This is a genomic window from Bacillus cereus group sp. BfR-BA-01331 (genome assembly GCF_022663915.1).
Taxonomy (GTDB): Bacteria; Bacillota; Bacilli; order Bacillales; family Bacillaceae_G; genus Bacillus_A; species Bacillus_A mycoides.
In genome coordinates this window covers 1-25,920 of the sequence record NZ_JAKUGJ010000014.1, presented here as the reverse complement: position 1 = coordinate 25,920, position 25,920 = coordinate 1, and the positions used below count along the sequence as shown (strand labels likewise).

The following is a 25,920-nucleotide window of genomic DNA, read 5'->3' as shown; positions in this document are numbered from 1 at the left end:
TATTGTGAAAGAACCTTTTAGAAAAATTGAAAAACCCCCTTCATTTTCCTATCAATGAAGGGGGTTTTTCTTATCGTCCGCTACGCCAGCTTTCATTATGACCAAGATTTGACTCGGTCGCTAATTGCACATCATATAATACTTCACTAAAGAAGCGCTTATCTACTTGTTTTGGTACAATGCGTCTCTCATCATCAATTTCGTCATATTCATATGAACCACGGTTCACTGTACCGGCTTTATAAAATTGAATCTCAAATACACATACATCTTCTTCACCTTCATATCCAATCGGCGCTCCGCTAAATGAAAGCTCTGCCCCTAATCCAGTGCGAGTATCTTCTTTATAAAACGTATAATAAACACCGCCATCTTGAACAGATCCGCGAGTCCATCCAAGTTTCGTCATCTTACCGAATAATGAGCGACCATTTAGTAAAATACCGCCAAATCTCTCAGCAGCAACCTCATCATTTTCCTCTACTACAAACACTGGACGTTCAATTTGTAGGAATGGCTGGACAATTCCCGAATTGGTCAGTTGCTCTTTCCACAACTCCTTTTCCGCCCCGGATAATTCTAACGGATGAATTAAACCGATAACAGTTCCAGATGAAAGCTCATGGTTCTCTCCTATCATTGAATAAAACGTATCATCCTCCGCACATCGGAACGTTTTTAGCAACTTTCCTTCCGTATATTCACCCCAAATAAGTGAAATGGCAAATTGCTTCATAATTGGATTTTCCATAAATACCGGCTTCCACGTATCGTATGACCAATAGCGCTTTAGTGATAGAGCAGTTTCCAAACGTTGTTTCTGCATGGAAAGAGCACTTCGAAGCTCTTTCTTTAAAGCGGCTAACTCTTTCTTAGCTTCTTCAGCTTTTTCTACATCATCTTTTGCATTTGGCTTTGGAAGTGACTTCATACGTTTTCCTTCTTCTGTCGCTAATTCAATTTTTGACTCTGAAGTTAAAATAGCAGTAAAACATCTATTTCCAAAATCAATCTTCTTTTCACCACGTATATTGAAACCAAGGTTTGGTACCAATTGATCTTCTAGTTCTTCTTCCGTTATACCACGTGTTTTCGCAGCAAGACTTAGTGCTTCTTTTGCCGCATTACGCACTAACTTATGCTTATATTTAAATGCCATCGCATGAATAGACATAAGTGCAAGCTTAGATGAGGACAACCCCAGAGCGCGAACAGCATCCGCTGCAATCTTTCCTCTCATATGAAGCACCCATTCATCAATTTGCTTTTTAAGTATGCCTACCATTTTGTCATCACTAAACATTCCATATAATGAAAGGATTCCCCGTTTCTTCACATCTGCATCTTGAGAAATCCATATTTGATATATTACTTGTACATACTCTTTCAAGTCTTGTTCATTTAAAGTACTACCAATTACTTCAGCTGCCTCTTTCTTCTCAATAACAGAATCTGAAATATACTGCTGTATATAAGCTAACGGAACTGTTGCGTCTGCTATTTCATTTGAATGACGAAGACGGATTTGTGGTTCGTCCCCAATCGATTGCAGAAGTGCATTTCTTTTTTGTTCCGTTACTATACGACTACAAAGTTCTTCTATATTTTCTGAGTTTCTCCCCACTTCAAATAACGGAGCAAACTTCTCAATAAAAGAGGCGTTCTTCTTTTCTTGTAAAGCTTCCTGTACAAGTTGCATATATTTTTCAATCTTATAATCTATAAGTATTTCCATCACATGTTCACGGACAATTTTCTTTTTATTATTAAGTTCAACTGCTACATCTTCTGCCGCTTCTACATCTTTTGAAAGAAGTTTAACTACAGACTCACGCATTTTTTTAGATGAAGCGCCTAAGCTTTTGATTAAAATTGGACGCATTTTAACCATGTTATCCCTTGCTAACTTTTCTAAAATATATGCTTTTGCCACAGCAGAATACTCATCAAATCGTTCAATTATGTATGCTTGCTCTTTTACAATGACATGAACGAGCGCTTCCTTCGCCTTATTTCTCTCTTCACTGTAGCATGCAGCTTGTTCAACTGCATAAGCGATAAGCTTTTCCTTACTTAACCCATACGAAAGAAGATCTTCTAATACTTGTTTCGGTTCTATCCCTCTGATAGAACATTCGTAAAGAAGTTCATATAAATTCACACTATAATCATCTCCGAATTGTAGTGTAAGTACAGCTTCCCTCTTCACTACATCATCTACATCCCAAAGAAGTACAACCTCTAACACCGGCATACCCCAATACATACTTCTATATTTCGGATTTTTAAGTATTTGCTTCATATCCTCAAGTGACACTTTCCCTATTAAATAATCACGATATGTATCCCGCACTGTAGACAATTTAATTTGCAAAGCAGCCACAAAAAATTCTTCTCGCATTTTCCCTCTATTTAGCTCATGTCCTTTTTCAGCTAACATTCGTGCGATGATGAGATAATTAATTTTACTTAAATAATGCAAAGTACGTTGGACAAATTCAGGATTTTCTTCCGCCATGAAGCATAGCAATTCATATTCATACGTCTTACAAAATTCTTCATTATTTAAATTATGTTGCCTCAGACGGTGCGCAAAAAATCTTTCCTCAGAAATCCAAAACTGTTTACAAAAACTTTGAATACATTCATATGTGTTTTTATTTACACTACCTGTTTTTTTGTAGTTTTGAGACTGGCCGAGAGTATGACACATATAACGTGTAGCATAATTAATAAAACTCCAAACATTTTTCTTCACTAATATCTCAATATATCGTCTCGCAACATTTGAATACTTATGAACACAAAATAATAGTCGCCAAATATATTCTGGTAAAGCCCCACCTACAAATACTTCACTACCATCTTCACCTTTAATATACCGTTTAACTGCTTCAACCTTTTCCTTTTCTCCATTCAAATTCAATATAAATTCTGCATGCTCTTCTAATCTCTCATTCAATAAAGAACTATATGTACGAAACTTTTCATAATCTACATCGAACATTACAAGAAGTAATGTTAATTGTTGCTGAGTTGGTAAAGCGTGTAATTGTTCATCTATATAGTTCGGGTTCTCTTTTGTTAATTCTCTAAGAAAAACATCTGCTTCATTCACATAACTTGAAATACTGGATAAATATTTACATGCAATTGCTACAAGTTTGTCTAAAGGAAGTGCACTTTTTTCTAAATAAACCTTCATTTCAGGAAAACTTACATGTGCAAAACGTACTACAAGAACATTTAATAATTGTCCCTCGAGTATATGGTAAAATAACCGAAAGAAAGCCGGATCTTGTTTATGTACTTTTCTAAAATCATTTATAAATTGCTCGGCAAAATCGCCTCTTTTTTGATCTCTAATTGTCGTTAGTTGAATATTATTTAAAATCTCTTCTTCTCTCGTTTCTAAATAACGTGATGATAATTGTTCCTGTTCTTCTGTCATATGAATATATTGAAACAACTGAGATGTATTAGTAGTCAAACTTTGTTCCCCCGCATCTTTTTATCTATTATAAAAATACCCTTATTTAATTGTAGTATAGCATACAACCCACCGTATACGAACGTATATTCTGTATTAAATTTATGTAAATTAAAAAACACTACTCAAAACACTTCTCCTTCTCTCTAAACTTCCCATTACACACTTTTCTCCACTATATTCGCTACACCAATTCCTCAAAATCCCCTTCACATAAGCAAGTGTCCCCTTATTATGTTCAAACGCAATTTTAAGTGCCTCTAGTACTTTATCTCCTGAAACTCTTTGCATCCATTCCTTTAATTCCTTCGCGATATATGGAGATAGACTACTAATGTTTTGTTCGTAAAATTTATAAACTTCACTATGCGAAGTGGCATCCTCTACTCTTTCTACCTCTTCCTTCTCTTCCTTCTCTTGAATAATTGCTTGTTGTGAATTACTACTAACCTCTTCCTCTGGCATACCAAAATACTGAAGTAATAACGGAATCTTGCATTCTTCTTCAAGACATTTACGCAAAAACTTATGTAGGAACTCTTTACTTTTCACCATTTTCAGCTCACGTAATACACATTTCTCTATGTTCGTATTAAAAATAGGATTATAGTGTAGCCAATTTATAATGAATAACTCTTTCGTTTCCGCATCATATAAAATCTTCCCGTATTCCACAAACCGGTTCAATAACTTCTCAACAGTCTCCATACTGTAACCAGTTTCAAGCTCTGCCAAACGTTTTGGCAATATGTAAATACCACATTGCTTCGTTTTCGTACCAGTTAACAAATATATATAAAAATAACGCTCTTCTGGCGTTAAATCTAATATGAATTCATCTTGCCAAAAGTTCACCTGCACATTACGGTACACCGCCATCAGTTTTCCTCCCGCTCCTTACTAGTAAAAAGGAAAATTCTAATCCTTCAATATAAATATAGGAATGAGGTAACGGTTTGGGCATTCGAGTTCCAAATTTTTTTACTACTACTACGCCGGTTTTATTTTTTCGCGCTTGTTTTGTTCTTGTAGTTGTTTTTGTTTTGTTTTTTCTTAGTGATTTATTACTTGGTAGGTGCTTATAAGGGGCTTCGAAGGGGCTTATATAGTGTTTTCATTCCCCTCTTATCTGATGTCTAATTACAAATGTCTCCAACAATCTTCATATATTGCAGACAACCATTATTATTCACCTGCTCATATTTACACGAAAATAAAAAGCACTTGTTGCCTTCGTAGACAATTCAGTGCTTAAAGTTAAAAGTTTATAAATAAAAGCGTCTATAATCGACATAGTTGATTGATATACAATTCTGTTACATTTATTTTAGTAACGATAATATGATACATACCGAATTATCTATAACTGAACGTTTTGGGCGAGATTTCATTAACACCGTTAATCCAATTAATGAAGTGACTAGCGTTTGTGCCAATGCTTTAGCATTTACATCACTTTTCAGTTCTCCAGACTGAATACCTTTGGCGATTAACTCTTGAAATATAACAGAAAGATACATCTGATGTTCTCTAGTCAGCACTTCAAATTTTTCATTATGGGGAGCAATTTCCACCATTGTATTAATACAAAAACAGCCTTTATTTGATTCTTTTTTATATTCCTCTTCCACCATATTTTCAAAAAATATACGAATGGCCTCTTTTACAGATTGTTCTTTTTGAAGTTTCGTTCGAATGCTAGCTGCGTGTAAATTAGTGTATCTCCGTAATGCAGCTTCAAATAGCCCTTCTTTATCACCAAATGCCGCATATAAACTCGGTCTTTGTATTTCCATTTTAGCAGTTAGATCACTTAATGAAGTAGCAGCGTATCCTTTCTCCCAAAAAAGTTGCATAGCAGCATCCAAAGCTTTTTCTTTATCAAATTCACGTAGTCGAGCCATTTAATCCCTCCTCTTTTTTCACCTGTTTTCTAAATTATAAATCACTTTTTTATGTACTAATCAGTATATTATATATCGTATTAAATTATAAATGATATGTCAAAAGAAACTGAATTTAATTTACAATTCACTTGACATAGCAACTTATCCTTGATTATATTTGACTTACTAAATAATATACCGTTCGGTACATTATTTTAAAAACAAAAGGAGATGATATTATGGATACTAAAGAAAAAATGACAGCTGCTCTTACACAGAATAATGATCAGTTCCAATCACCTATCAATACAATCATGCCCCGCTATATAACTCTATTATTTTCAATAGCTTGCGGGATGGCTGTGGCGAATATATACTTCGCCCATCCTCTACTTGATTCTTTATCAAATGCGTTTAAGATCAACCATTCAACTATTGGTGTCGTTATTACGATTACTCAAGTTTGTTATGCACTCGGATTACTTTTATTAGTTCCACTTGGTGATTTGTTAAACCAAAAAAGACTTATTATTGTTCAAATGCTTTTATCCGTTTTCGCTTTAATTGTGGTCGGAGTCGCTCCTTCCAGTACCGTACTTTTTATAGGTATGGCCTTAGTCGGAATTCTTGCGACTGTTACGCAAACACTCGTCGCATACGCATCCATTTTAGCTAACCCAAAAGACCGTGGGCGAATAGTAGGTTTCGTCACGAGTGGTGTCGTAATAGGAATTCTACTTGCACGTACATTTGCTGGAACATTAACAGATTTAGCGGGATGGCGTTCCGTTTATCTTACCTCTGCTGTACTTATGCTCTTCGTAATTGGTTTGTTATATCGTAATTTACCTAATCTTAAACATAAAAAAACAGCTATAACCTATCCTAAATTATTACATTCCGTTCTCTTATTATTTGTAGAAGAGCGCCTCTTACGCATTCGCGGAATATTAGCATTGCTCATTTTCACTTCATTCAGTATTTTATGGACTTCATTAGTTTTACCTCTAAGTGCTGCACCATATAATCTATCACATACAGCTATCGGAGCATTTGGTCTTGCTGGAGTTGCTGGTGCATTAGCTGCCACTAAAGCAGGACAACTTGCTGATCGCGGATTCGGAGAGAGAACTACTGGCATAGCCTTATCCTTATTATTACTTTCATGGCTCCTAATTAAATTAATGAACCATTCTCTATTCCTACTAGTTATCGGTGTTATCCTTTTAGATTTAGCTGTGCAAGCTGTACATGTCACCAATCAAAGTATGCTTTTCACAGTGCGTCCAGAAGCGAGAAGTCGCCTCACTGCCAGTTACATGATTTTTTATTCTATCGGCAGTGCAACAGGTGCAATTCTTTCAACAAACATTTATGCAAGCTACGGATGGAACGGAGTTTGTATATTAGGTGCATCCGTTAGTGCTTGTGCTCTTTTATTTTGGGCAATGACCTTACGGCGATCATCATAAATAAAGGCTGTTTTCTCAAAGATTGTTACTGCTAAAACTAAAAGGCAGATTTAATCTACAAAACGTGTAGAATACTTTGCTATAATCAACCCAGGATATATAATTATGGTTAATCGAAAGGAGGGATAATAATGAAACAAGTAGCTCTCCATCAATTGCACAAAGAGCATAATAAACGAATAGCAGAATTTCATAAAAAACACGAAATTGAAATTCAACGTGGTGAAAATGGGAACGGTTTGTTAGCTAAATGGGAAAGATTTTTTTATAACAAGGTAATTTCCCCTCTAAATAATGTGAAATAATACCTACCTATTAAATGAATTGTCATCCTTGTACAGTTCATTTTTGTATCGCATTTTAAGTCAAATACGCATTACTCTTTTTTTCTTATTCAACTAAACTACTCCATTAGTTAAATAACAATAAACCACTGAATCTACCTAAAAAGCATCTGATTAATGATGCTTTTTATCTTTTCTTAATGCTTCAACTGTGAAATATTTAGATTTTTGGCAAGCTGAAATAAGTATTTGCTCTATCCAATTTTCAAATGCTAAGTTTTTATGTAACTCAAGCCAACGATACCAGTAGAGGTGACTATCCAAATAATACGTACAAACGCTTTGAAATCGTTCCATCCATCTTTTCAAGCGGCGATGAAAGTTATTAACGTGTTGTATGTGGAATATCCCTTTTTTTACTCGTTGATAGAGAGCAACAATCTATACGAAAACAGCCTAAATAAAAGGAGAATAATTTATTAGTGCATTTTTTAATATACTTTTTTTACAAAACTATAAAATTGTGAAAAATACGATTCAGGATTCTCCAGAACGAACAAAATCCGCTATGAATAATCTTCTAAACACTGTGCGGATTTCATATGCGTCACTACATGAAAAGGCAGTCGAGACTGCAAAAGAAGTTGGTATAGTTGAAGTAAAACGTAACAAGAAAAAAGCAATTTTCTAAATGCTTACGAAAATATGCATTTAGAACTTGATAGAGAAAGACTCGGTTTCAAACGTAAATATGTAAGATGTAAAAAAACAAAAAGGGGTATCAATCTTTCTTGATTGATACCCCTTTTTACTTTGGTTACTGAACTAGCTCCGTAGAAAACATTCATTTAATTCTGGACAACTTATATGTTAAAAATTTCTTCATTCAATTTATAAACCCTATCTCTTTTCTCATCATTTTTGATAAAAGTAAGCTTTCCTTCTGTAACAAACCCTTCTAATATTAAGCATACTTGTCCAAAGGCTTTAGGCTTATTCGTTGTAAATCTTTCATCTGATATTTTACCAGATCGTATTAATTGTTCGCATAGCTCAAGTGCACTTATTTCTTCAGAATTAAATAATCCCAAAATATCTTTTTGCAAGGGCGATAAAGGTGCTGGGATCTCAGCTACCTCCACTTTTTCTTTTTCTTCTTCAAATAAATCTTCAAATGAAATTTGATTCATTACATCTTTTCCTTTCTAACAACTGATTTGTATAACATGAACTGAATCCTATAGGTACGAGAACTTTAAATATTAGTTATTGTTATGTAGTACTTACCTTATTACATGAATTTCAAACTCATGTACATCATTTCATATAGTATGTTTTGATTATACCAAATATACGTTCTGTCTTCTATTGTAGAATTTTTTATAACAGGAATAAAGGTAATAGTGAACATTTATCTCCTCGTTAGTTGTATATACTATGTGAAAAAAAACGGAAATAGTTTGCATAATAAAATTATAGTTTTCTATTAAATTTCTACGCTAAAACGTAAAAAAGCACTTGTTGCTTTTAGTTGACAATCAAGTGGCTTTAAGTTCATCTGTTTTTAAGTAACATTAAATTTGTCAGTTTTATAATAACAGTAGGACACCTTTTGTATGTCATGACAAATACTATATTAAAACTTACGAGTTTGTACGAGTCCGTTAGTTTCATGTCCATTCCATGTCTTTATATTCGTCGCATAGTAAAATGTCATCTCGCCTAAGCTCACACCTCGTTTTCTGTTCTATCATGGTACATAATACTCCATAATGGTACAACCATCATGAGTCTCTACTTTTAAACCACTTATTGGTTTTCTTTTCCACTGCAAATATATTTTGCTTTGCATTCACCTGTTTATGCACTTATATAAATTTAAGTTAAGCACCACGAACCTTATCTATTTTCTTCATCATACTCTAGGAATAAATCTTGTAAGTCACCATTAACAGGCTCACTATTATCATTAATAGTTAATTCAAACTCTACCTCTTTATCTTCAATCATTACTCCTTCATCTATTACACCTAAAACTGTTGATAAAGTGTCAACTTCTATTTGCTCAATTATTTTAAATAATACGTCTTTATTTTCATTAGAAAGTTCTGTATAAAATTTCAATGCTTCCTTCCAATATGGATCAGTCACTTCATTAATATTCGTATTCAAAAATAGTTCACGATAAGCTGTTAAATTCTCCCGTATTACTGATTGATGTAAATGCTTAATAATATCTTGTTTATTCATGTCTTCTATTTCCTCCTTAATTCAGGGTATAATTTTTTATTCAATTCAATAAGCTTTTTAATTTGAGAGTTTGGAATATCTGGATAAACCCTTCTTAATTCCATAATATCCCTTGCTAATAATTGTCTTCCATTCTCAATCCCTTTTGAATTTCTTGATACTATTCCTTTTGGTCCTCTGATTGTATGTCCAACTTTTGGTACCAATATTGCTGGTGCAACTTTTGGATCATAATCCGCAATAAATTTTTTCATGATAGCTTTTTGTCCAATATGATGCGCATCTAAACCTGGTACACCTTTTATTTCATTATAGAGACCTACATCATATTTAGCAGCTTCACCCGTACCCTTAGTTAAAACAAAAAGCGGTAACTGGGTTACCAATTACCGCTTACTCTTCCTTACTTACTTACAAGTATTCTCTCAATTAAAGTCAAATACTTCTTCAACATCATTTTTCATTAACTTTTGTAATTATACATCAAGCCCGTCTGTTACTTTCCCTTCGCTTACTCAAAGCTAGGTAAAATAGTTTATTAAATGTACAATTCTACAAAACTTTTCCTTGTTTCAAAAATCTAACAAAATAAATTAGAACATACACAAGTCATAAAAAATTATTCTCCTGGTAAGTGAATATTGATGAATATGTCAGTATCATTTAATTGACTGGAAACTACGTTCAGAAATTTCATTCCATTTTCCGAAACACTATGTTGAAAATTTATATCAATTATTTTTTTCTCAAAGTTGTCTCCATAATCTTTAAAATACTGCTTATCTTCAATATACACTAAGTAATTATTAATTTTTTCTTGTAGTACGTCTAGATGCATGTCTTCATATTCCCAGTCTAGATAGTCTATTATTAACAACTTTAGATTTTTACCTTCTACTCCAATTGCATCTATCTGATCCACATCTATAACTGCCATATTTTCTCCTATCCTATATATGTCTATTGCAATAATCTACAATGTACTCATATATATTTTTTTCTTCATTAATAAATCTTCCATATTCGTGTTTTTCTATTAGATTTTTTGCAATATTTTTAGCTTCTTTATACTTTCCTGTATTTATTAATAATAACATATCAACAAGGTTATAATCATAAAGTTGATTTTTATCCGAAGATTTCGAGAAAGAAAGGAAATCATCAAAGCCTTCAAAACACTCTACAGTCTGCTCCAAATATTCATAGCATTTACCTATTAATTCATTAGCAACATCTCCTAGACTTTCTACATCACCATATTTTACATCATTGTAAAAAGCCTCAAATCCGTCAACTTTGTATGCACCGTTTGCTCGTAATCCAATAGGTTCATTACTATTAGATTTCATATTAAAAACTTCCCAAAAAATATCATCTGTTATATATGGCTTCACATACCCTCTAATTCTAACAATATCATTTTCCACACCAGTCGCACCAATATGCATATATATAAAATATTGTCCTATTTTCTTATAATAAATTCCACCTCTTGATTTTAGTTTATATTTTTTCAATTCTTTTTTTATCGAGGCACTAATCCTCTTATCTAAATCTTTTCTTTTAAGTTTCATATTATATCACTCCCTTATGTTGGGTCTAACGATTTTAACAGCAGTCCCAGGCGGAATCTCGACTCCATTAATAAATATTCCCTTCCCTTCTCCTACAATAACTCCTCCACTTTCAAGTAATTCCACAAATCCATCTCTTTGATTTGAAGTTAGTGGAGCTGTAGCAGAAGATTTATATTCTTCTATCAACAATGCTCCTGTTTTTTTATCATATCCAATTGCATCTACTCTAATTTTTGTTCCGTCCTTAGTTACAATTGTTATCTGTTCTTGAACATCAGTAGCCACTTTCTTAAATTCATTTATTGCTTCTATTTCAAAATCTCTTCCTTGATTCCGTAGTTTCGCCCACTTATCAGAAGCTTCTTTCCAATCTAATCGGTCACGAACATTTTTATCAGATTTAGTATTTCTTTTTACATAATCTTGATACTTAGATTCTAATACATCATCAAAAAATTTCCCACTTGAATCAAGTCCAGCGACCTTATTACCAGTATTATCTACTCTTTTACTAGCAAGAGAAGCCCCTACACCCTTAATCTTATCATCTATAATCTTATTACTTTCTGTATGATGCTTATTCACCCAGATTTGGAAATCTGTACCACCTTGTTTAGATATTAGTAAGCCATTTCCGTCAACTTCAAAACTTGCCGATTTGGCTGTCCTATCATCTATGCTTTTGGCTATTTTTTCGCCAAGTTGATACATCTTTTCATTTCCGGATTTCTCCATTTTAAGGCTCGTTAGTTTCAAACGGTCAAGCATAATAGCTTTATTATCACGCAATGATTGTACCACATTTTTACCCAAATTCGGATTAAAACCAGGCATTCCTTCTTTGAATTTTAATAATTTCGCTAAATCAGCTAATTCACTCGTGCCTTTGAATGCTTTTACTCCTTTTCCTACTGCTCCAACAACTGGGATTGCATCTAATCCGCCAAAAATGATGTTTCCTACCCGCTCTTCTTGGCTCAATTTCCTATGTGTTCCCCAGTCTTCTCCGTCGATACCACTTTTGATTTGTACAGCGCCGTATACTACTGCCGCAGCGGCCCCGAGTGGTGGGCAAAGGATTGTTGCGAGGATAATTCCCCCGCCTATTGCTAGGTCACGTATTGTTTCTAGTTTTTTCTGTTCATCTTCTATCGATTTGTATTCAAATCCTCGTGTGGATGGGACTACTTTCTTGTATTCTTCATAATTTAGCTTTGCATCTGGATTTTGTTTTTTTAGTTCTTTGTATTCTGCTCTAAGTACGTTATCAAATGCAGGTGAATCTTTAAAAATATCTTCTACTGTTATTTTATCTTTTTTTGTTTGTATTGTTTGTGGTACACTTCCGTACCCCGCGTGCGAGTCTGGTAATACTGTCGTTGTTGTAGAGCCAATTCGGTTATTTGTTGTGAAACTGAGAATAGATGTATCCCTCATTTTTTGAGCGAATTTATCCATTTCTACTAAAAAAGGTTTATCTATATGTTCAGAGACTACTCGCCCTGCTTCTCCGCAATATTTTTGTAATGTCGAATAGCTCTCAAGTAATTCTCCGATTTTTTGCGATTGATCTTTTGGGTTAAAATGTATACTACCATCTGAGTCTAAATCTCGTATTCTTCCATCAATTCTTTTTAATAATTCATTTGCGTCCCGTAATTTCATGAGAGCATCTTTTGTAATTCGATTCATACCATCTCCCATGTCTTGCCATGGTTCAGGTCTATATTTCACATCCATTTCGTTTTCATCCCCCAGCCGTATGGTGATTTCTACAACTTACTTAATCTTTCACGTAATTGTTCGTCCTTTTCAAGCATTTCTACACATACATTTCCTACAACTTTCGCCGATCTAGAATAGTGTTCAGCCAATTCAAGTGTTTTATGTAATATATCAGGATATTTTTCAATTACTCTCATCGCTTCACCTTTTTGATAAAAATCACTGCTTAGTAAACTCTCAATATTCGTTCCAATGACGTCTACATGGATTGTATATATGTTTTCTAACTTCATTACTATATCAAGTAGTTCTTGAAAATTAACTAATACTTCTTCTCCACCACTAGAACCGCCATCTCCCATTGATACTTGCATTATTCAATACCTCCTAACGAGAATTGTCTCGGGTCAATTAATTTTTTATACGGCATTTTTAACACGTCATACAATTTCTTATTCACCGCATAGAGGCTCACCCAGTCATATCGATTACGTTCTACATCTATTTGAACGAAATCTTCTCCTTCAGTGAAATATAAGAAACATTCCCATTTTCCTCCTCTATTACTCCGAGGCCTCGTATACGTTTCCATCGCTATAACGTCTTTATTTGATAAATCTTTTTCCTCAAATGTTTGTTGTTCTGTTTCTGTCATTCTCTTTGAGAAAAATGTATCTTCTATTTCCCTCGGTTCTCTCAACAAGAAAGGGATGCATATTAATAATGAAAAATATACGTCTGGCTTTGGTATGTAGTCGATCTCGTATTTTTTATTTGGCTCTACTTCTGTTAATACAGCCACTCGATCTTTATCATGTTTCAAAAAACCAATTAATACATTATTAATTCTCGTGTATTCATGACAATTTTCATATTCCTTTAATAGCTCAATCATTTGAAAAGCTGCAGGGGTAATTCCATTTTCGCTTGTAAGTAAGCCTTTTTCTTTTAAACTCGTAGTTGCTTTCGTGACACATTCTTCATCAAGTAAAATAATTACGTCACGGTTTGGCACTCCAAATATATCCGTAACCCCAGCTGCACCTGCGAGAACATATAATTCAGCAGGTGCAAAATTCATTTCTTTTCCCATTCTTTTATCCCTCATTTCTCCATCACAACTGTTTTATCGTCCTTACTTCCGGTCTATCTCCGTACGTTTGAATACTTTTATCTAACTCTTTCAAAGCTTTCGTATGTCCTTCAAATGCCTCTACCATTTCTGAATTATATTGAATGATTAAATCTAGATAACTTAAAAAGGCATCTCTCGTTTTTCCATTCCAGTTCGCACATGTAACATATGCTTTTAAGTTTTTCGCTTGGTTTAAAGAATCCTTCATACCATTTTCAATATTTTGCGCGTAAGAAATGGCACTTGCAGTGTTACTTCCTATAATTTCAACCTCTTTACCACTCATGTGGGTTCCCCCATTCCTTATATGTTTAATGGATAAGATTTTCAATTTCTTTTTTCTTTTCTTCAAAAGCCTTGGTCGCTGCAGCGTATGCTGACGCCTTCTCCGCTTCTGCTTTCGCTTTATATTCCAAATACTTTGCATAAGCTGTACCTATCACAGAGCCAACATCACTTAATGCACTTTTAAAATAGGATAATAATGTATTTAATTCTTCATCCTTTTCATGACGTTTTTGTTCAAATTCAACTGCCGGAATTTTATTAGCTTCTAAGCCATTACTTTTACTCTCATAATCTCTCTTCGCTGATTCAGCATCTTGAATGAATTGTTTTAACTCTCTTTCTTTATCTTTTAAATAATCATGTAATTTATCATACTGATCTCGTTTCCTCGCGCTTTCTGTAAAACCCGATGCATTTAAAAAAGCATTATACAATTCATCTAACATCTTTCTCCCCCTTTATTACAATAACTATGTAGTTAAATTCGTATATTTAAACATGAATATTCATTACATTAAGAATTAACAAATAATTATTTTTACATATTGCTATTTTATCAAAGGGGTTTTAACATTTCCATATTTTATAAAGTGAAACTTTAATCAGTGGGGGTTTTGTTCATCCCCCACTGATTATTAGCCTTCACCAATCGGGCGTTTATGGGCAGTTTAATCTCCCACCTAACCCCTTTGCTCCTGCTGAATTTTGAGGTGGGAGTTTTACTGCCCTCAAATAGCGGGATAAAAAGCTGTCTCACTTTTCTTCAATAAAATGAAACTGGGATCAATATGACTATATATTTATGTGCAGAAATAATAAAAAAACACTGCCAAGCGCAGTGTTCTGGCTACCTTCACATATCTAGTAAGCTAAGAAAAGCGACAATCCAAAACAAAAAAATAGCGAGGTTACTATTGTAGCATCTCGAAAGCAAGCAGTCTCTAAAGCTTAGTTAAGCAGATACAATAAGCAAGTATTCTATGTTACGAATGAAAAAGGATCTGATATGAATATCAGATCCCTTTTCACTGCTTCTTTTATACATTTAAGTTCTTCATACATACATCGCTTCACACGAAGTTGCTATTTACTAGAACACTATAGCCGGTTCATACGTGCTTAAATTATTATACACAGTATTTGCAATACTAGAAGGAAGGTTCACACACCCTCTAGATCCACCTTTTCCGCTGGCTTTTTAATAGAATCAACGTGTATTTTTATTTGTCGGACTTAATTTTTTCGCAATACTCTTCTAAAGTTAATCCCTTTTCTTTTAGATAAACAGCAACTTCTTTTCCTACATAACGATAATGCCATGGCTCATACTTAATGCCAGTAATATTCTCTTTATCTTTTGGATAGCGGAGAATAAACCCATACTCTGCAGCATTCTTATCTAACCATTTGAATGCATCAGTCGTTTCAAATTTTGCATTTAAATCTTCTACAGTATTCTGCCATTCAACTGAAATAATGTCTAATGCTAATCCAGTATGATGTTCACTTGCACCAGGATACTGAAGATATTCCAATGCCTTAGCACTAGCCTCTTTATCCGACAAACCTTGAGATTTATAGCTTTTAACTGAAGCATCATAATAAGTTTGTTGTAATTTTATAGCTCGATAACCTGATCTTAAATAAAGATTGATTCCCTCTTTTTTTGCAGCTGTTACCATATCCTGATAGGAAGTTGCAATTCTGCTATCGATTTTCATATTTGGCTTAGCATTTTGGGTAATACTTGTTAATTCAATTCCTAGTTCCTTTGGTAACATATGCTCTCTATTTACAAGGATAATTCTCCAATCATTAAGATCAGAGATAGGTAAAACATCTTTTTTATTCGCATTTATCTCATTTTTATTTTTATCGTTATTATTAGTAGTTTCCTGAGATGTTTGCTTTCCACTACAAGCAGCAAGGCTCCATCCCAATGTCAATACCAATGCTAAAATTATAAATTTTTTAATTGTATCTCATTCCCTTTTTGTTTATTAGTCTTTATACCAATTTCCCAACACATCTCTAGGAATATCCTTGAAATCCTTCAAAGAAACGGGACCTACAAATTTTTTAATCCCATGATTTTTAGAATTTTCATCCGAATAATCTTTTAAAAATTGAATTTTAAATTGTTTCTTACCATCAGCATAGTCGGTTACTGTCGGTACGAGTGCCGCTTGTCGTATACCAAAAGTTTTATCTTCATACTTAACAAATTGTATATAAGATAATCCTCCAACCAATGTTTCTAATTTTTCTTGAGCAGAAATAAGATTTCCAAGAGAATAATAGATTAGCGTTTGATGTCCATCTTTATTTTGTTTCCACTCAATTGGCTGAATTACATGTGGATGATTTCCAATTACTACATCTACACCTAAATCTGTTAAATATTGAGCAACTTCTTTTTGTTGTTTTGAAGGTGTAGAGGTATATTCAACTCCCCAATGCACCATAACAATCACCATATCAGAACTACTCTTTGCCTTTTCCACATCATTTTGTATCGCTTTTTTATCAATTAAATTTAATGCCCAAGACTTATCATCTGGAATTTTAATTCCATTCGTACCATATGTATAATTAAGTAATGCAAAACGAATCCCATTTTTTGTAATCGTTTTTATTTCATTGCGCTCGTTTTGACTCTCATTAATGCCTACCGGGATAACATCCGGATATTTCTTCCAGTATTCTCTTGTATTCGCAACACCTTTAATACCCATATCCATAGCGTGATTTGTCGCTTGAGTCACTATATTGAATCCAGTGTCCACTAAAGATTGACCTACTTCTTCAGGTGTATTGAAAGTAGGATATCCCTGTACTTTTAAATTATTTCCTGCAATCGGGGTCTCCTGGTTCACTATAGCAAGATCACTTGATTTAACAGCTTTTTTGATATTTTCATAAATATAGTTATAATCATATGAACCGTCTTTTTGTTTGCCATCTTTAATTACTGCGTCATGGTATAAATTATCACCCGTTGCTATTAAATTCACAACCGATTTTACTTTTTTATCTTCCGTAAAATTAGGAGACTGTTGGATAGGACTTTTATCTACCCAATTTGGTGCTTTTAATGATTTATCTATATTTGATTGAGCCGGTGGTAATGAAGCTTTAGATGTCTTAACATCCGTATTACCACAAGCGGTTAAAAGCACTAAAAAAATAAGACATAATAAAAAAAACTTTTTACTTCTCTGTAAAGTATCTAACATGTGATCCTCTTTTCTGTTTTATTACTTATAACCAGTTCTAACAAATCATTCTTTAAAACAACGTATTTTGGTTTTACCCTTAATTATGGAAGGACACTTTGTTACATTTGCTTCGGAATATACGGATAATCATTTTCCATTCTCTAGCAATCTATCAATTCCATCAGAATTGATAGATTGCTAGAAAAACATGATCCATCAGGATGTCGACTAGATTCTAATCAATCCTCCAGATATTGAGTTTCATATACCTGTTCCAATTGCAGTAACTGATTTAATCTAAACAAGATAGGAGAATAGTTCATATAGCCTCTTCTCTTGCTTTACGTTCGTGAGTGGCTCCAAAAAGAGGGGATCGTTGCTGTAACCCCCTTTAAATATTATGGAAGCTTTGTAACTAATTTCTTTACGTTAAGCGACAAATATTATACCGATAAAAACAAGTAAGACCCAAGAACTTATTTTACCAATATACAAAAAAAGTAGCAATCTTTTCTACGCCCTATATAAAGAAGCCAATTAGGAGAAATGCAAAAGGAAATGGCATTTTATATGTATCGTACTCTGAATTGTACATAATTTTTATCAAAAACAATAAATACATAATTCCCCGTTTGTTTTCTATGAATTTCCGCAAAAAAAATAGAGGTAGTACCGACATTGGTACCAACCCCTCATCCAATCATTTCAATATAATTTCACGCTTTCTTCAGCGAAAATAGAATATAGATTTTTTCAATTTCATGCGATTCTTCTAATACCCACGAAGTTTGATTTAAAATCTTCTGTAACCCTTCCAATCCAAGATACCTAATTTGCACACCAATAAACTCCGTAAATCCAAGGTATCCCGGATTTACATGCGCTCGGTCGAAAATTAATGAACCCGTGACACGGGCATCCGCTGGGGAATTTTCAAAGAAACGGTTTAAATTCTCAATGATATCTGAATCCGAACCATACTCGAAAAGCCCCCTTCCGATGAACAGAGCTGAATCCAACCTGAATGTTCCAAGCTCATTTTTAATAATGAATCCGGTTGGCTCCAGTTATAATGAATTGTATTAAGAGTTATATCAAGACCATGGAATCGTTCCCCCTGCTGCTTCAAGACACCCATACACCTTTTTGCGAAATTAGGGCCGTAAGTATCAATATCTAAAATATTAATCTCAATCTTTCGTCCCTTAAGTAATTCCGGGTCTGATTCCTGTATTAAAATCAAAGTATTGATACTGTCCGTAGCAGCACCACCAGCTATATTAAAAAAACAAAGACCCCGTTCAGGGAATTGCTTAAGCTGAGGCAACAAAATTTCCGACTGGTGTCTGCAAAGATCCCTCAGCCTAATCCGAAGTCCCATAAAAGAAGTTTGCTTCACCGCCCACTTGTCCCGAAAGCCTAATTTTATCCCCTTACTTAAACCAGGGCCTAGTTTGTACAGTAAAGTACGCATACCGCTAAGATAGGAATCATCAACATTCGACATTTTCACAAAGATATTTTGAATAAAGCTAGGCATCTTTTTTAACGATTCAATGCTCCGGGCTGATTTGAGGCAATTCAAATGATACACCTGTTCATCAATACTTTCATTAAAAAGGGGATGAGTGATATCCAGCACCGGCAATTAAATTTCATCCTCAAAAACCGCATAGAGGATTCGCTGATTTTGATTTACTTCCATATTTTGAACTCCACCTCGCTTAAGCGATCAATTTCGAACTAACTAAAATACAAAGCTAGTATAATTCTGCTCTTCCAGAAAGATTTAAAGTTGCGGTTGTATTTACTTGCCATTCCGCACCGAACACAAAAAATGATACGTATTTATAGTATGCTTTTTGATATTACACTTTTCTTCTAGACGACAAAATTGATGGAATACAGATTAACGAGCACTCGGCTAATTCACCTATTTTCCCCTGCAAATTTTTAGTTTTAATTTATTATATTCGCTCTCCAATCCATGTCCGGCCAACTAGTTTCTTTTCGTTCTTCCTAGAAAATATCCATTCATTCTATTCAATTCCTCATCTTCCTATTCCTTCATTGGTCAATAAAAAAACAAGCCATCCAACTCACAAAGACTGAATTGGATGGCTCTATACGATAAAGAGAATTTATTATTTGTATTACTTCAATTTACCCTCAAAAACAATTTTTCTACCACACGGTTCAACTTCTGTTTTTCCGTCTTTCTTTACTTCATGAAAGATTGGCTCTTCCATGCGACGAGACGGTGCATATCCTTCTTGTTCCATACGCGCTAAGCAGTCTGTAATCGTTTCGTTTTCTAGTACTTCAAATTTTTTCTTATTAGGTTGTTTTGTCATGCCCTAACCTACTTTCTATTTTTCTTGATGCGAATTGATTCTTCATGTAGACCATATATACCATTGCGAGAATTCCCATTATAATCATAACCGCAATAAAAAAGCTTGTATACTGTATTTTTTCTATAAATACGCCTCCTAATACAGGTCCCATAATACTTCCTATACTAAAGGCGATTCCGGATAATATATTACCTGCTGGTAGTAAGTGTCTCGGTAATAAATCTGTCATAAATCCAAGCCCTAGTGAGAAGCATGAGCCAATGACCATACCTGCTATAAGCATACATGCAAAGACAATCCAGTAATATTGATCAAATACTGCTGCGAGTAGGAAAATGCCCGTACTTACGCTGAACGTCCACGTTAAAATACGATTTCTTCCGTATTTATCACTTAATATACCGAGTGGAATTTGTGTAATAATGCCCCCAACTGCGAATGCTGGTAATAAGAAGGAAACTTCCGATACAGACCATCCTTTGCGAAGTGCGTATACTGGTAAGTTACTATTTAACATCGCTTCAAGTACGCCATATGCGAGCGGACCAATTAGCGCAATCCAAGCTAATCCAACGACTTGTTTATAACGAGAAAAGGATGATTTACTTTCAGTTTTTGCCTCATCTTGTGCTGGAAATGCATTTTTCGTTGGTAGTAGTAAAAGCCATCCTATTAAGCAAAGTATAGTAGATACGATAAATGGTGTTGCAAGACCGTACTGAACAGTGCTTGCTAAATACGGGCCAACTGCGAAACCAATTCCGAAGAATACACCGTATATCGATACTTGTCTACCTATTTTACTAGGATCTGACGTTGTCGTAATCCACGTTTGCGTTCCGACATGGAGCATATGATCTCCAACACCAACTAGGAACCTAAGAATAAACCATATCCAAAATGAAAATGTTTGTGTAAAAAAGAATAATGAAATAATAACGAGAAACCCACCAATTACGATAATTGGTTTCATTCCAAACTTTTGCATCGGTTTTTCAAGAAACGGTGAAATAAATAATATCCCGATGTATAATGCCGTTGCATGAATACCGTTAATACTTGAACTAACCCCTTCTTGTTCAAAAATCATTGCGATGGCAGGTAAGAGCATCCCTTGTGATAAACCTGAGATTGCCACAATCCCAACCATAATCCAAAAAGTAAAACGCATTGACATCCCTAATCTCTCCCTTTTGTAATTCACCACACTCATTATATATTGTTTACTGTGGAATAAGAAAGAACTAGTGGCTGAAATAATTTTGGTTTTCCCACAAAAAAGAAGCTAGATACATTTCATCTAACTTCTTCCTCAACCTACTTATCTTCTAACCAATCCTCAACATGTTTTATAAACACATCTAAACAATCTATAAACGGTGAGTGTCCGCAATCTTCTAATATCTTCAACTCTGCATTTGGCAAATGTTTTGCTAATTCCTCACCGACTACTTGCGGTACGACGTAATCTCTGTCACCTTGTATGACGAGTGTTGGAGCTTTAATATGATGAATTTGCTTATTTCCCTCTACAGCCCCGTTATGTTCATCCGAAATATTAAATGTAATGAGCGCATAATTCACATCTACGAAATTACGTTGCGTTAACATATCATCTAAATACTTTTCATAACGATCCGGTTCAGGTTGATTATGTGTATATATTAATAGATTCCATACTGTACGGTAATATAATTTATTCATATTTTTTATCGCATCTAGCACTGGAGCAATTTGTACGGGATCTTGCGCGATTTCTTCTTTCGTCTTTACTAAACTTGATACGATTGGTTGCCCGTTAATATCTTTTTTAAAAATTGGATATCCCTTCATTCCCACTGATTCTACTAAAATCAACTTTTCGACAAATGTTGGATGATTCGCTGTAAATTGCATCGCAACACCACCGCCCATTGACCATCCCATTAATGAAAATTTCTTCAAATTTAATTTATCTATAAAAAGTTTTACATCTTCTGCAAAGTCTTGTAAAGAATCTATCGGCTTATTATACGTTGATTGTCCAAATCCTCTTAAATCAATTGCGTAAATATGATATTGATTTTGTAGTTTCTCAAGAACTAAATCAAAGTGTTGTGACGATGTCATATTCCCATGAATGAGTACGAGCATTTCTTCATTTTGCCTTCCAACTTCCTGATACGCAATCGTTTCTCCGTTCGATAGTGAAACAAACTCCATTGTTGCAGGCTTAATCATCACAAGTTCCCCCATTCTTTTAATAGAAAGAAAATTCTTTACTTAATTAAAGAATACCATGTAGAATGTACGTTCTCAATACAAAATCTATACGAAATTTCCACATAAAACAACATGTCTATTACTAGACAAGTAAAATAAAAAGGTATATAGTTAGCTAGGTAACTAATTTGAAAGGATCAAAATACATGGACGAAAAACAACATTTTTTTCACATTGTCAGTCAAACTTCTCGTAAGTTTACGAAGAAATTTAATGAACGTGTATCTCCAACAGGATTATTTAGTGCGCAATGGGCTGTTATTTTCCGCATTAATCAAACTGGATCTTGTACCCAAACAGAATTATGTCAGTATTTAAATGTTGAATCCCCAACGATGACCCGCACGTTAACACGTATGGAAACGATGGGCTGGATTATTCGGACGGAAGGAAAAGATCGCCGTGAGAAGCTCATTTCCTTATCGGAAACAGCAATAGAAATGATTCCAGTATGGCAAGAAGAAGTTGATTCCTTTGAAGAAAAGACGCTAGAAGGTATTAAAGAAGAAGACTTACATGAAGCTTTTCAATTGTTACAACAAATTATCAAAAATTTAGATCATTAATTTGGAGGGATGACGATGCAAAGTGAAAAACTTTGGACGAAGGATTTCCTCGGAACTTGTTTTAGTAGTCTGTTTCTCTTTTTAACATTTTACATGCTTATGACTACTCTGCCTGTCTATGTTATAGACAGCCTAAAAGGAAAACCTGAGGAAATTGGTTTAGTTGCAACTGTTTTTCTTATTTCATCTGTTTTATGTAGACCATTCACAGGAAAATGGCTCGATGATTTAGGAAGAAAGAAAATATTATTTATTTCACTTTCACTATTTTTAGCCGCTACTGTTATGTATTTCGGTACGCAAAGTTTATTTTTATTACTTGCCCTTCGCTTCTTACATGGTATTGGATTCGGAATGGCAACGACAGCAACTGGAACAATTGTAACTGATGTAGCACCAGCTCATAGACGCGGTGAAGCACTTGCTTATTACGGCGTATTTATGAGTCTACCGATGGTAATTGGTCCTTTTTTAGGTTTAACAATTATTTCTCATTTTTCATTTACTGTACTATTTATCGTGTGTTCAGTATTTTCATTACTCGCATTTTTATTAGGATTACTAGTCAATATTCCGCATGAAAAACCAGTAAGTAAACAAACACGTGAAAAAATGAAATGGAAAGACTTAATTGAACCATCTTCTATTCCGATCGCTCTGACAGGATTTGTTTTAGCCTTTTCTTATAGTGGCATTTTATCCTTTATTCCTATTTATGCGAAAGAACTCGGTTTAAGCGAAGTTGCAAGTTACTTCTTTATTCTATACGCACTTGTTGTTGTAATCTCTCGTCCATTTACAGGAAAAATATTTGATCGTTTCGGTGAAAATGTACTTATTTATCCGGCTATCATTATTTTCACAATTGGGATGTTCATTTTAAGCCAAGCGCAAACTTCATTTTGGTTCCTTGGCGCAGGTATGTTAATCGGTTTAGGATACGGAACATTAATTCCAAGTTTCCAAACGATTGCGATTTCTGCCGCTCCAAACCATCGACGTGGTTCTGCGACAGCTACTTACTTCTCGTTCTTTGATAGCGGCATTGGCTTTGGTTCTTTCATTTTAGGTATAGTCGCTGCCAAATCAAGTTATCATAATATGTATTTTATCGCAGCTATTATCGTTGCGTTCACTTTACTTCTATATTATGGATTACACGGACGAAAACAAAAATTCAAGAAACAAAGTACAGACGGACAAATATCTGCTTAACGTTCATAAGGAAAGTAAACTTACCCGTTTACTTTCCTTATTTTGTATTTATTTTAAGACGAGCGTATACTTATAATAGAAACTAAAGGAGGTACATGCATGAATGTAAAGAAATCTCCCCTGCTATTACTGTTACTAGTATTACTATTCGTAGTTACAGGGCTTGGGTTTACTTTTTTTAAAAATAATAAAACGACCCCCACTAAAGCAAATGTCACAAAAGAAAACTGGTTAGACGATCCTTACTTACGCTGGTCGTATACACATATGAAAGAATTCACTTTAATAAATGAGGTAAAAAACATCCCTGACCAAGTTGCTCCCTTCCCTACCGCGTTACAAAACTTAGACGATTTTGCTGTGGAGCGTAGATTTGGAAATACGACTCCTCTAAAAAAACTTTTAGACGAAAACAAAACAGATGCTTTTGTCGTTGTACAGAATGGTCAACTTGTTTATGAACGATATTTCAATGGATATAACGAGAGTGAACCTCATGGAATGGCATCGTTAGCAAAGGTGTTTACTGGTGCAATTATACAATCTCTCGCTGAAGAAAATCGAATTGATGTAGAAAAAACAGCTGACACTTACATAAAAGAATTAAAAAATACACCGTTTGGTAAAGCAACACTTCAACAATTAATGGACATGCAAGTTTCCGCTGAATACCCTACTCACGGATATATGCAGCTAGGACTAGAAAATCAAGATGCACAACTATATTTAGCTAGTAATATTTTACCCCGAGGTAAAAATTACGAGGGGCCTATGAAAATTTATGATATGTTACTAGAAGCAGAAGAAACTGCACCACCCGGTTCCTCTTTTTCTTACAATAACGGATCAACAGAAACACTCGCTTGGATTATCCGAACAATCACAGGAAAATCATTAGCTGAAAATGTAAGCGAGCGAATTTGGTCTCAAATTGGTATGGAAGAAGACGCTTATTACGTTACAGATGAAACAAAAGTAGAACAAGCAAGCGCTGGTTTAAATGCAACTGCTAGAGATATGGCGAGGTTCGGGCAATTACTTTTAAATAATGGTCAATATAATGGAAAACAAATCGTCCCTTCTTCTATTACAGAAAGTGTGAAAAATGTACAAGAAGGTGAGCTCGCAATTGGTCGTGGTGCTTCCATTTCTTATCATAATCAATGGTGGATTCCGCACAATGAACAAGGTGCTTTCGAAGTGTTAGGCAGTTACGGACAAACTCTTTATATTGATCCGAAAGCAAGTATGGTAATCGTCCACTTCTCTTCTAACGCTGCGCCTAGTAATGAAATCCATTCGGTTTATTCCGATATGTATATTGATATTGCACATCATTTGGAGAAGCTTCCACAGTAGTGGAGGCTTTTTTTATTTACCCAAATCCTATTCCAGTTAGTACTTGGTTAGTAGGAGTTGCCGAAAGAATTACTATTTAAGCCACGCCTAAACCCCATTTATATTGATAATATTTTAGTAATTTGAAAACACTAGTGCTTAGGAAAGGAGGGATTACGAATGTCTGTGAAAAAGCTATTAACTGGATTAATCATTTCACTTGCGATGATTGTAGTTATGACTACTTTAGGTTCGCTCCGTGTATTTGCCGAATCCGACGTTGTGAGACAGCCTATTGAGGTTGAATTGAATGATGATTACTTTAATCCGAGTATCATCACTGTTCCGGTTGGGAAAACGACGACGTTGCTATTGAAAAACAAAGGAAATAGAGAACATACCTTTACGGTGAAAAAACTCGGAATTGACGCCGAAGTCCCGTCAGGAAAAGAAATAACAATTACCGTAAAACCTGAAACTCCCGGTACATATGAACTAATATGTCGGTTCCACTACTTGAAAGGAATGGATGGAAAAGTAATAGTCCAATAACGAGCGGTACCGGTCGATCCTTACTTTTTTATAAAGTAAACTTAAATCTGCGTGGGTGTCCCTCCCCCGCAGATTATGAGCTCTCACTAATCAGTTTTTTACGGGTAGCATAAAATCGTTACATTTTCATAGCGTATGAAATTTGTGTTTTGATGGTGCTACCCCATCGCTATCAAGCTAACAAAATAAAATCCCCCCTAAAATGAAAAAATACGCTATTCTTTCTGTAGAATCATAGGAAAGGATGGCGTTTTTGTATGTCTATTTCTGTATCTGATGAATTACAACTATTTGCTCAAGAAATT

The 25,920-nt window shown here is 34.5% G+C and carries 26 protein-coding genes and 2 pseudogenes; 7 read left to right on the top strand and 21 right to left on the bottom strand.

Annotated elements, in window-relative coordinates:
- Positions 1–70: 70 nt before the first annotated feature.
- From MR155_RS21250 to MR155_RS21240, 3 genes are all read right to left on the bottom strand, one after another.
- Complete coding sequence (locus tag MR155_RS21250; protein ID WP_242311015.1) at positions 71–3,490, bottom strand: DUF4132 domain-containing protein; 3,420 nt, start codon at positions 3,488–3,490, stop codon at positions 71–73.
- 111 nt (positions 3,491–3,601) lie between these two features.
- The gene (locus tag MR155_RS21245) at positions 3,602–4,369 is read right to left on the bottom strand and encodes a DnaD domain-containing protein (RefSeq protein WP_242311014.1); all 768 of its coding nucleotides are present in this window, start codon (positions 4,367–4,369) and stop codon (positions 3,602–3,604) included.
- Positions 4,370–4,812: 443 nt separating this feature from the next.
- A complete protein-coding gene (locus tag MR155_RS21240; RefSeq protein WP_242311013.1) occupies positions 4,813–5,394 on the bottom strand; it encodes a TetR/AcrR family transcriptional regulator in 582 nt (193 codons plus the stop codon).
- Positions 5,395–5,615: 221 nt separating this feature from the next.
- On the opposite strand from MR155_RS21240, the gene MR155_RS21235 reads away from it, so the two are divergent.
- Together MR155_RS21235 and MR155_RS21230 are read left to right on the top strand one after the other, a co-directional pair.
- Positions 5,616–6,848, top strand: a complete 1,233-nt coding sequence (locus MR155_RS21235) for an MFS transporter (protein WP_242311012.1) — start codon at positions 5,616–5,618, stop codon at positions 6,846–6,848.
- Positions 6,849–6,979: 131 nt separating this feature from the next.
- The gene (locus MR155_RS21230; RefSeq protein ID WP_219303109.1) at positions 6,980–7,153 is read left to right on the top strand and encodes a hypothetical protein; all 174 of its coding nucleotides are present in this window, start codon (positions 6,980–6,982) and stop codon (positions 7,151–7,153) included.
- A gap of 153 nt (positions 7,154–7,306) precedes the next feature.
- Here the strand turns inward: MR155_RS21230 and MR155_RS21225 are convergent.
- A pseudogene (locus tag MR155_RS21225) lies at positions 7,307–7,558 on the bottom strand (IS1595 family transposase); the annotation flags it as partial.
- Between the two features lie 91 nt (positions 7,559–7,649).
- On the opposite strand from MR155_RS21225, the pseudogene MR155_RS21220 reads away from it, so the two are divergent.
- Positions 7,650–7,927 (top strand): annotated as a pseudogene (locus MR155_RS21220) (hypothetical protein); the annotation flags it as partial.
- Positions 7,928–7,995: 68 nt separating this feature from the next.
- Here MR155_RS21220 and MR155_RS21215 read toward each other — a convergent pair.
- From MR155_RS21215 to phaZ, 17 genes are all read right to left on the bottom strand, one after another.
- Positions 7,996–8,322, bottom strand: coding sequence for a DUF3895 domain-containing protein (locus tag MR155_RS21215; RefSeq protein ID WP_002013774.1), 327 nt, complete (start codon positions 8,320–8,322; stop codon positions 7,996–7,998).
- Positions 8,323–9,031: 709 nt separating this feature from the next.
- Positions 9,032–9,382 (bottom strand): hypothetical protein, encoded by a 351-nt coding sequence (locus MR155_RS21210; protein ID WP_001041138.1) that lies wholly within the window; start codon positions 9,380–9,382, stop codon positions 9,032–9,034.
- Between the two features lie 5 nt (positions 9,383–9,387).
- Positions 9,388–9,768 carry a hypothetical protein gene (locus tag MR155_RS21205; RefSeq protein WP_219303113.1) on the bottom strand — a complete coding sequence of 127 codons (381 nt, stop codon included), beginning with the start codon at positions 9,766–9,768 and terminating at the stop codon, positions 9,388–9,390.
- A gap of 233 nt (positions 9,769–10,001) precedes the next feature.
- Positions 10,002–10,319: a DUF6572 domain-containing protein gene (locus MR155_RS21200; protein WP_000268336.1), complete on the bottom strand. Its 318-nt coding sequence runs from the start codon at positions 10,317–10,319 to the stop codon at positions 10,002–10,004.
- A gap of 13 nt (positions 10,320–10,332) precedes the next feature.
- The gene (locus MR155_RS21195) at positions 10,333–10,956 is read right to left on the bottom strand and encodes a hypothetical protein (protein WP_219303115.1); all 624 of its coding nucleotides are present in this window, start codon (positions 10,954–10,956) and stop codon (positions 10,333–10,335) included.
- A 6-nt stretch (positions 10,957–10,962) separates the two neighbouring features.
- Positions 10,963–12,699 carry a hypothetical protein gene (locus MR155_RS21190; protein WP_242311011.1) on the bottom strand — a complete coding sequence of 579 codons (1,737 nt, stop codon included), beginning with the start codon at positions 12,697–12,699 and terminating at the stop codon, positions 10,963–10,965.
- 32 nt (positions 12,700–12,731) lie between these two features.
- Positions 12,732–13,058 carry an MFS transporter gene (locus MR155_RS21185; RefSeq protein WP_070144015.1) on the bottom strand — a complete coding sequence of 109 codons (327 nt, stop codon included), beginning with the start codon at positions 13,056–13,058 and terminating at the stop codon, positions 12,732–12,734.
- Positions 13,058–13,777: a DUF5081 family protein gene (locus MR155_RS21180; RefSeq protein ID WP_219303119.1), complete on the bottom strand. Its 720-nt coding sequence runs from the start codon at positions 13,775–13,777 to the stop codon at positions 13,058–13,060. The genes MR155_RS21185 and MR155_RS21180 overlap by 1 nt, the downstream gene beginning before the upstream one ends.
- A gap of 22 nt (positions 13,778–13,799) precedes the next feature.
- Positions 13,800–14,105, bottom strand: a complete 306-nt coding sequence (locus tag MR155_RS21175) for a WXG100 family type VII secretion target (RefSeq protein WP_070170403.1) — start codon at positions 14,103–14,105, stop codon at positions 13,800–13,802.
- A gap of 25 nt (positions 14,106–14,130) precedes the next feature.
- On the bottom strand, positions 14,131–14,553 hold the full coding sequence (locus MR155_RS21170) for a hypothetical protein (RefSeq protein WP_219303124.1): 423 nt from the start codon (positions 14,551–14,553) through the stop codon (positions 14,131–14,133).
- A gap of 774 nt (positions 14,554–15,327) precedes the next feature.
- Positions 15,328–16,059: a M15 family metallopeptidase gene (locus MR155_RS21165; protein ID WP_033656609.1), complete on the bottom strand. Its 732-nt coding sequence runs from the start codon at positions 16,057–16,059 to the stop codon at positions 15,328–15,330.
- A 48-nt stretch (positions 16,060–16,107) separates the two neighbouring features.
- Positions 16,108–17,343: a CapA family protein gene (locus MR155_RS21160; RefSeq protein WP_242311010.1), complete on the bottom strand. Its 1,236-nt coding sequence runs from the start codon at positions 17,341–17,343 to the stop codon at positions 16,108–16,110.
- Between the two features lie 698 nt (positions 17,344–18,041).
- Complete coding sequence (locus tag MR155_RS31835) at positions 18,042–18,164, bottom strand: hypothetical protein (RefSeq protein WP_277958735.1); 123 nt, start codon at positions 18,162–18,164, stop codon at positions 18,042–18,044.
- Between the two features lie 107 nt (positions 18,165–18,271).
- A complete protein-coding gene (locus tag MR155_RS21155; protein WP_242311009.1) occupies positions 18,272–18,973 on the bottom strand; it encodes a hypothetical protein in 702 nt (233 codons plus the stop codon).
- Positions 18,974–19,478: 505 nt separating this feature from the next.
- A complete protein-coding gene (locus MR155_RS21150) occupies positions 19,479–19,679 on the bottom strand; it encodes an NETI motif-containing protein (RefSeq protein ID WP_000166302.1) in 201 nt (66 codons plus the stop codon).
- On the bottom strand, positions 19,663–20,859 hold the full coding sequence (locus MR155_RS21145; protein ID WP_242311008.1) for an MFS transporter: 1,197 nt from the start codon (positions 20,857–20,859) through the stop codon (positions 19,663–19,665). Before MR155_RS21145 ends, MR155_RS21150 begins: the two co-directional genes overlap by 17 nt.
- Positions 20,860–20,999: 140 nt before the next feature.
- Positions 21,000–21,917, bottom strand: coding sequence for an intracellular short-chain-length polyhydroxyalkanoate depolymerase (gene phaZ / locus MR155_RS21140; protein ID WP_242311007.1), 918 nt, complete (start codon positions 21,915–21,917; stop codon positions 21,000–21,002).
- Positions 21,918–22,090: 173 nt separating this feature from the next.
- Between phaZ and MR155_RS21135 the strand changes: the two genes are divergently transcribed.
- The 4 genes from MR155_RS21135 (at position 22,091) to MR155_RS21120 (ending at position 25,615) form a co-directional block, all read left to right on the top strand.
- Positions 22,091–22,510: a MarR family winged helix-turn-helix transcriptional regulator gene (locus tag MR155_RS21135; protein ID WP_002013810.1), complete on the top strand. Its 420-nt coding sequence runs from the start codon at positions 22,091–22,093 to the stop codon at positions 22,508–22,510.
- Between the two features lie 15 nt (positions 22,511–22,525).
- Entirely contained in the window at positions 22,526–23,725 is a 1,200-nt protein-coding gene (locus MR155_RS21130) for an MFS transporter (RefSeq protein WP_113935902.1), read from the top strand.
- 99 nt (positions 23,726–23,824) lie between these two features.
- Entirely contained in the window at positions 23,825–25,084 is a 1,260-nt protein-coding gene (locus tag MR155_RS21125; protein ID WP_242311006.1) for a serine hydrolase domain-containing protein, read from the top strand.
- Positions 25,085–25,243: 159 nt separating this feature from the next.
- Positions 25,244–25,615: a cupredoxin domain-containing protein gene (locus MR155_RS21120; RefSeq protein ID WP_002084529.1), complete on the top strand. Its 372-nt coding sequence runs from the start codon at positions 25,244–25,246 to the stop codon at positions 25,613–25,615.
- Positions 25,616–25,920 lie beyond the last annotated feature (305 nt).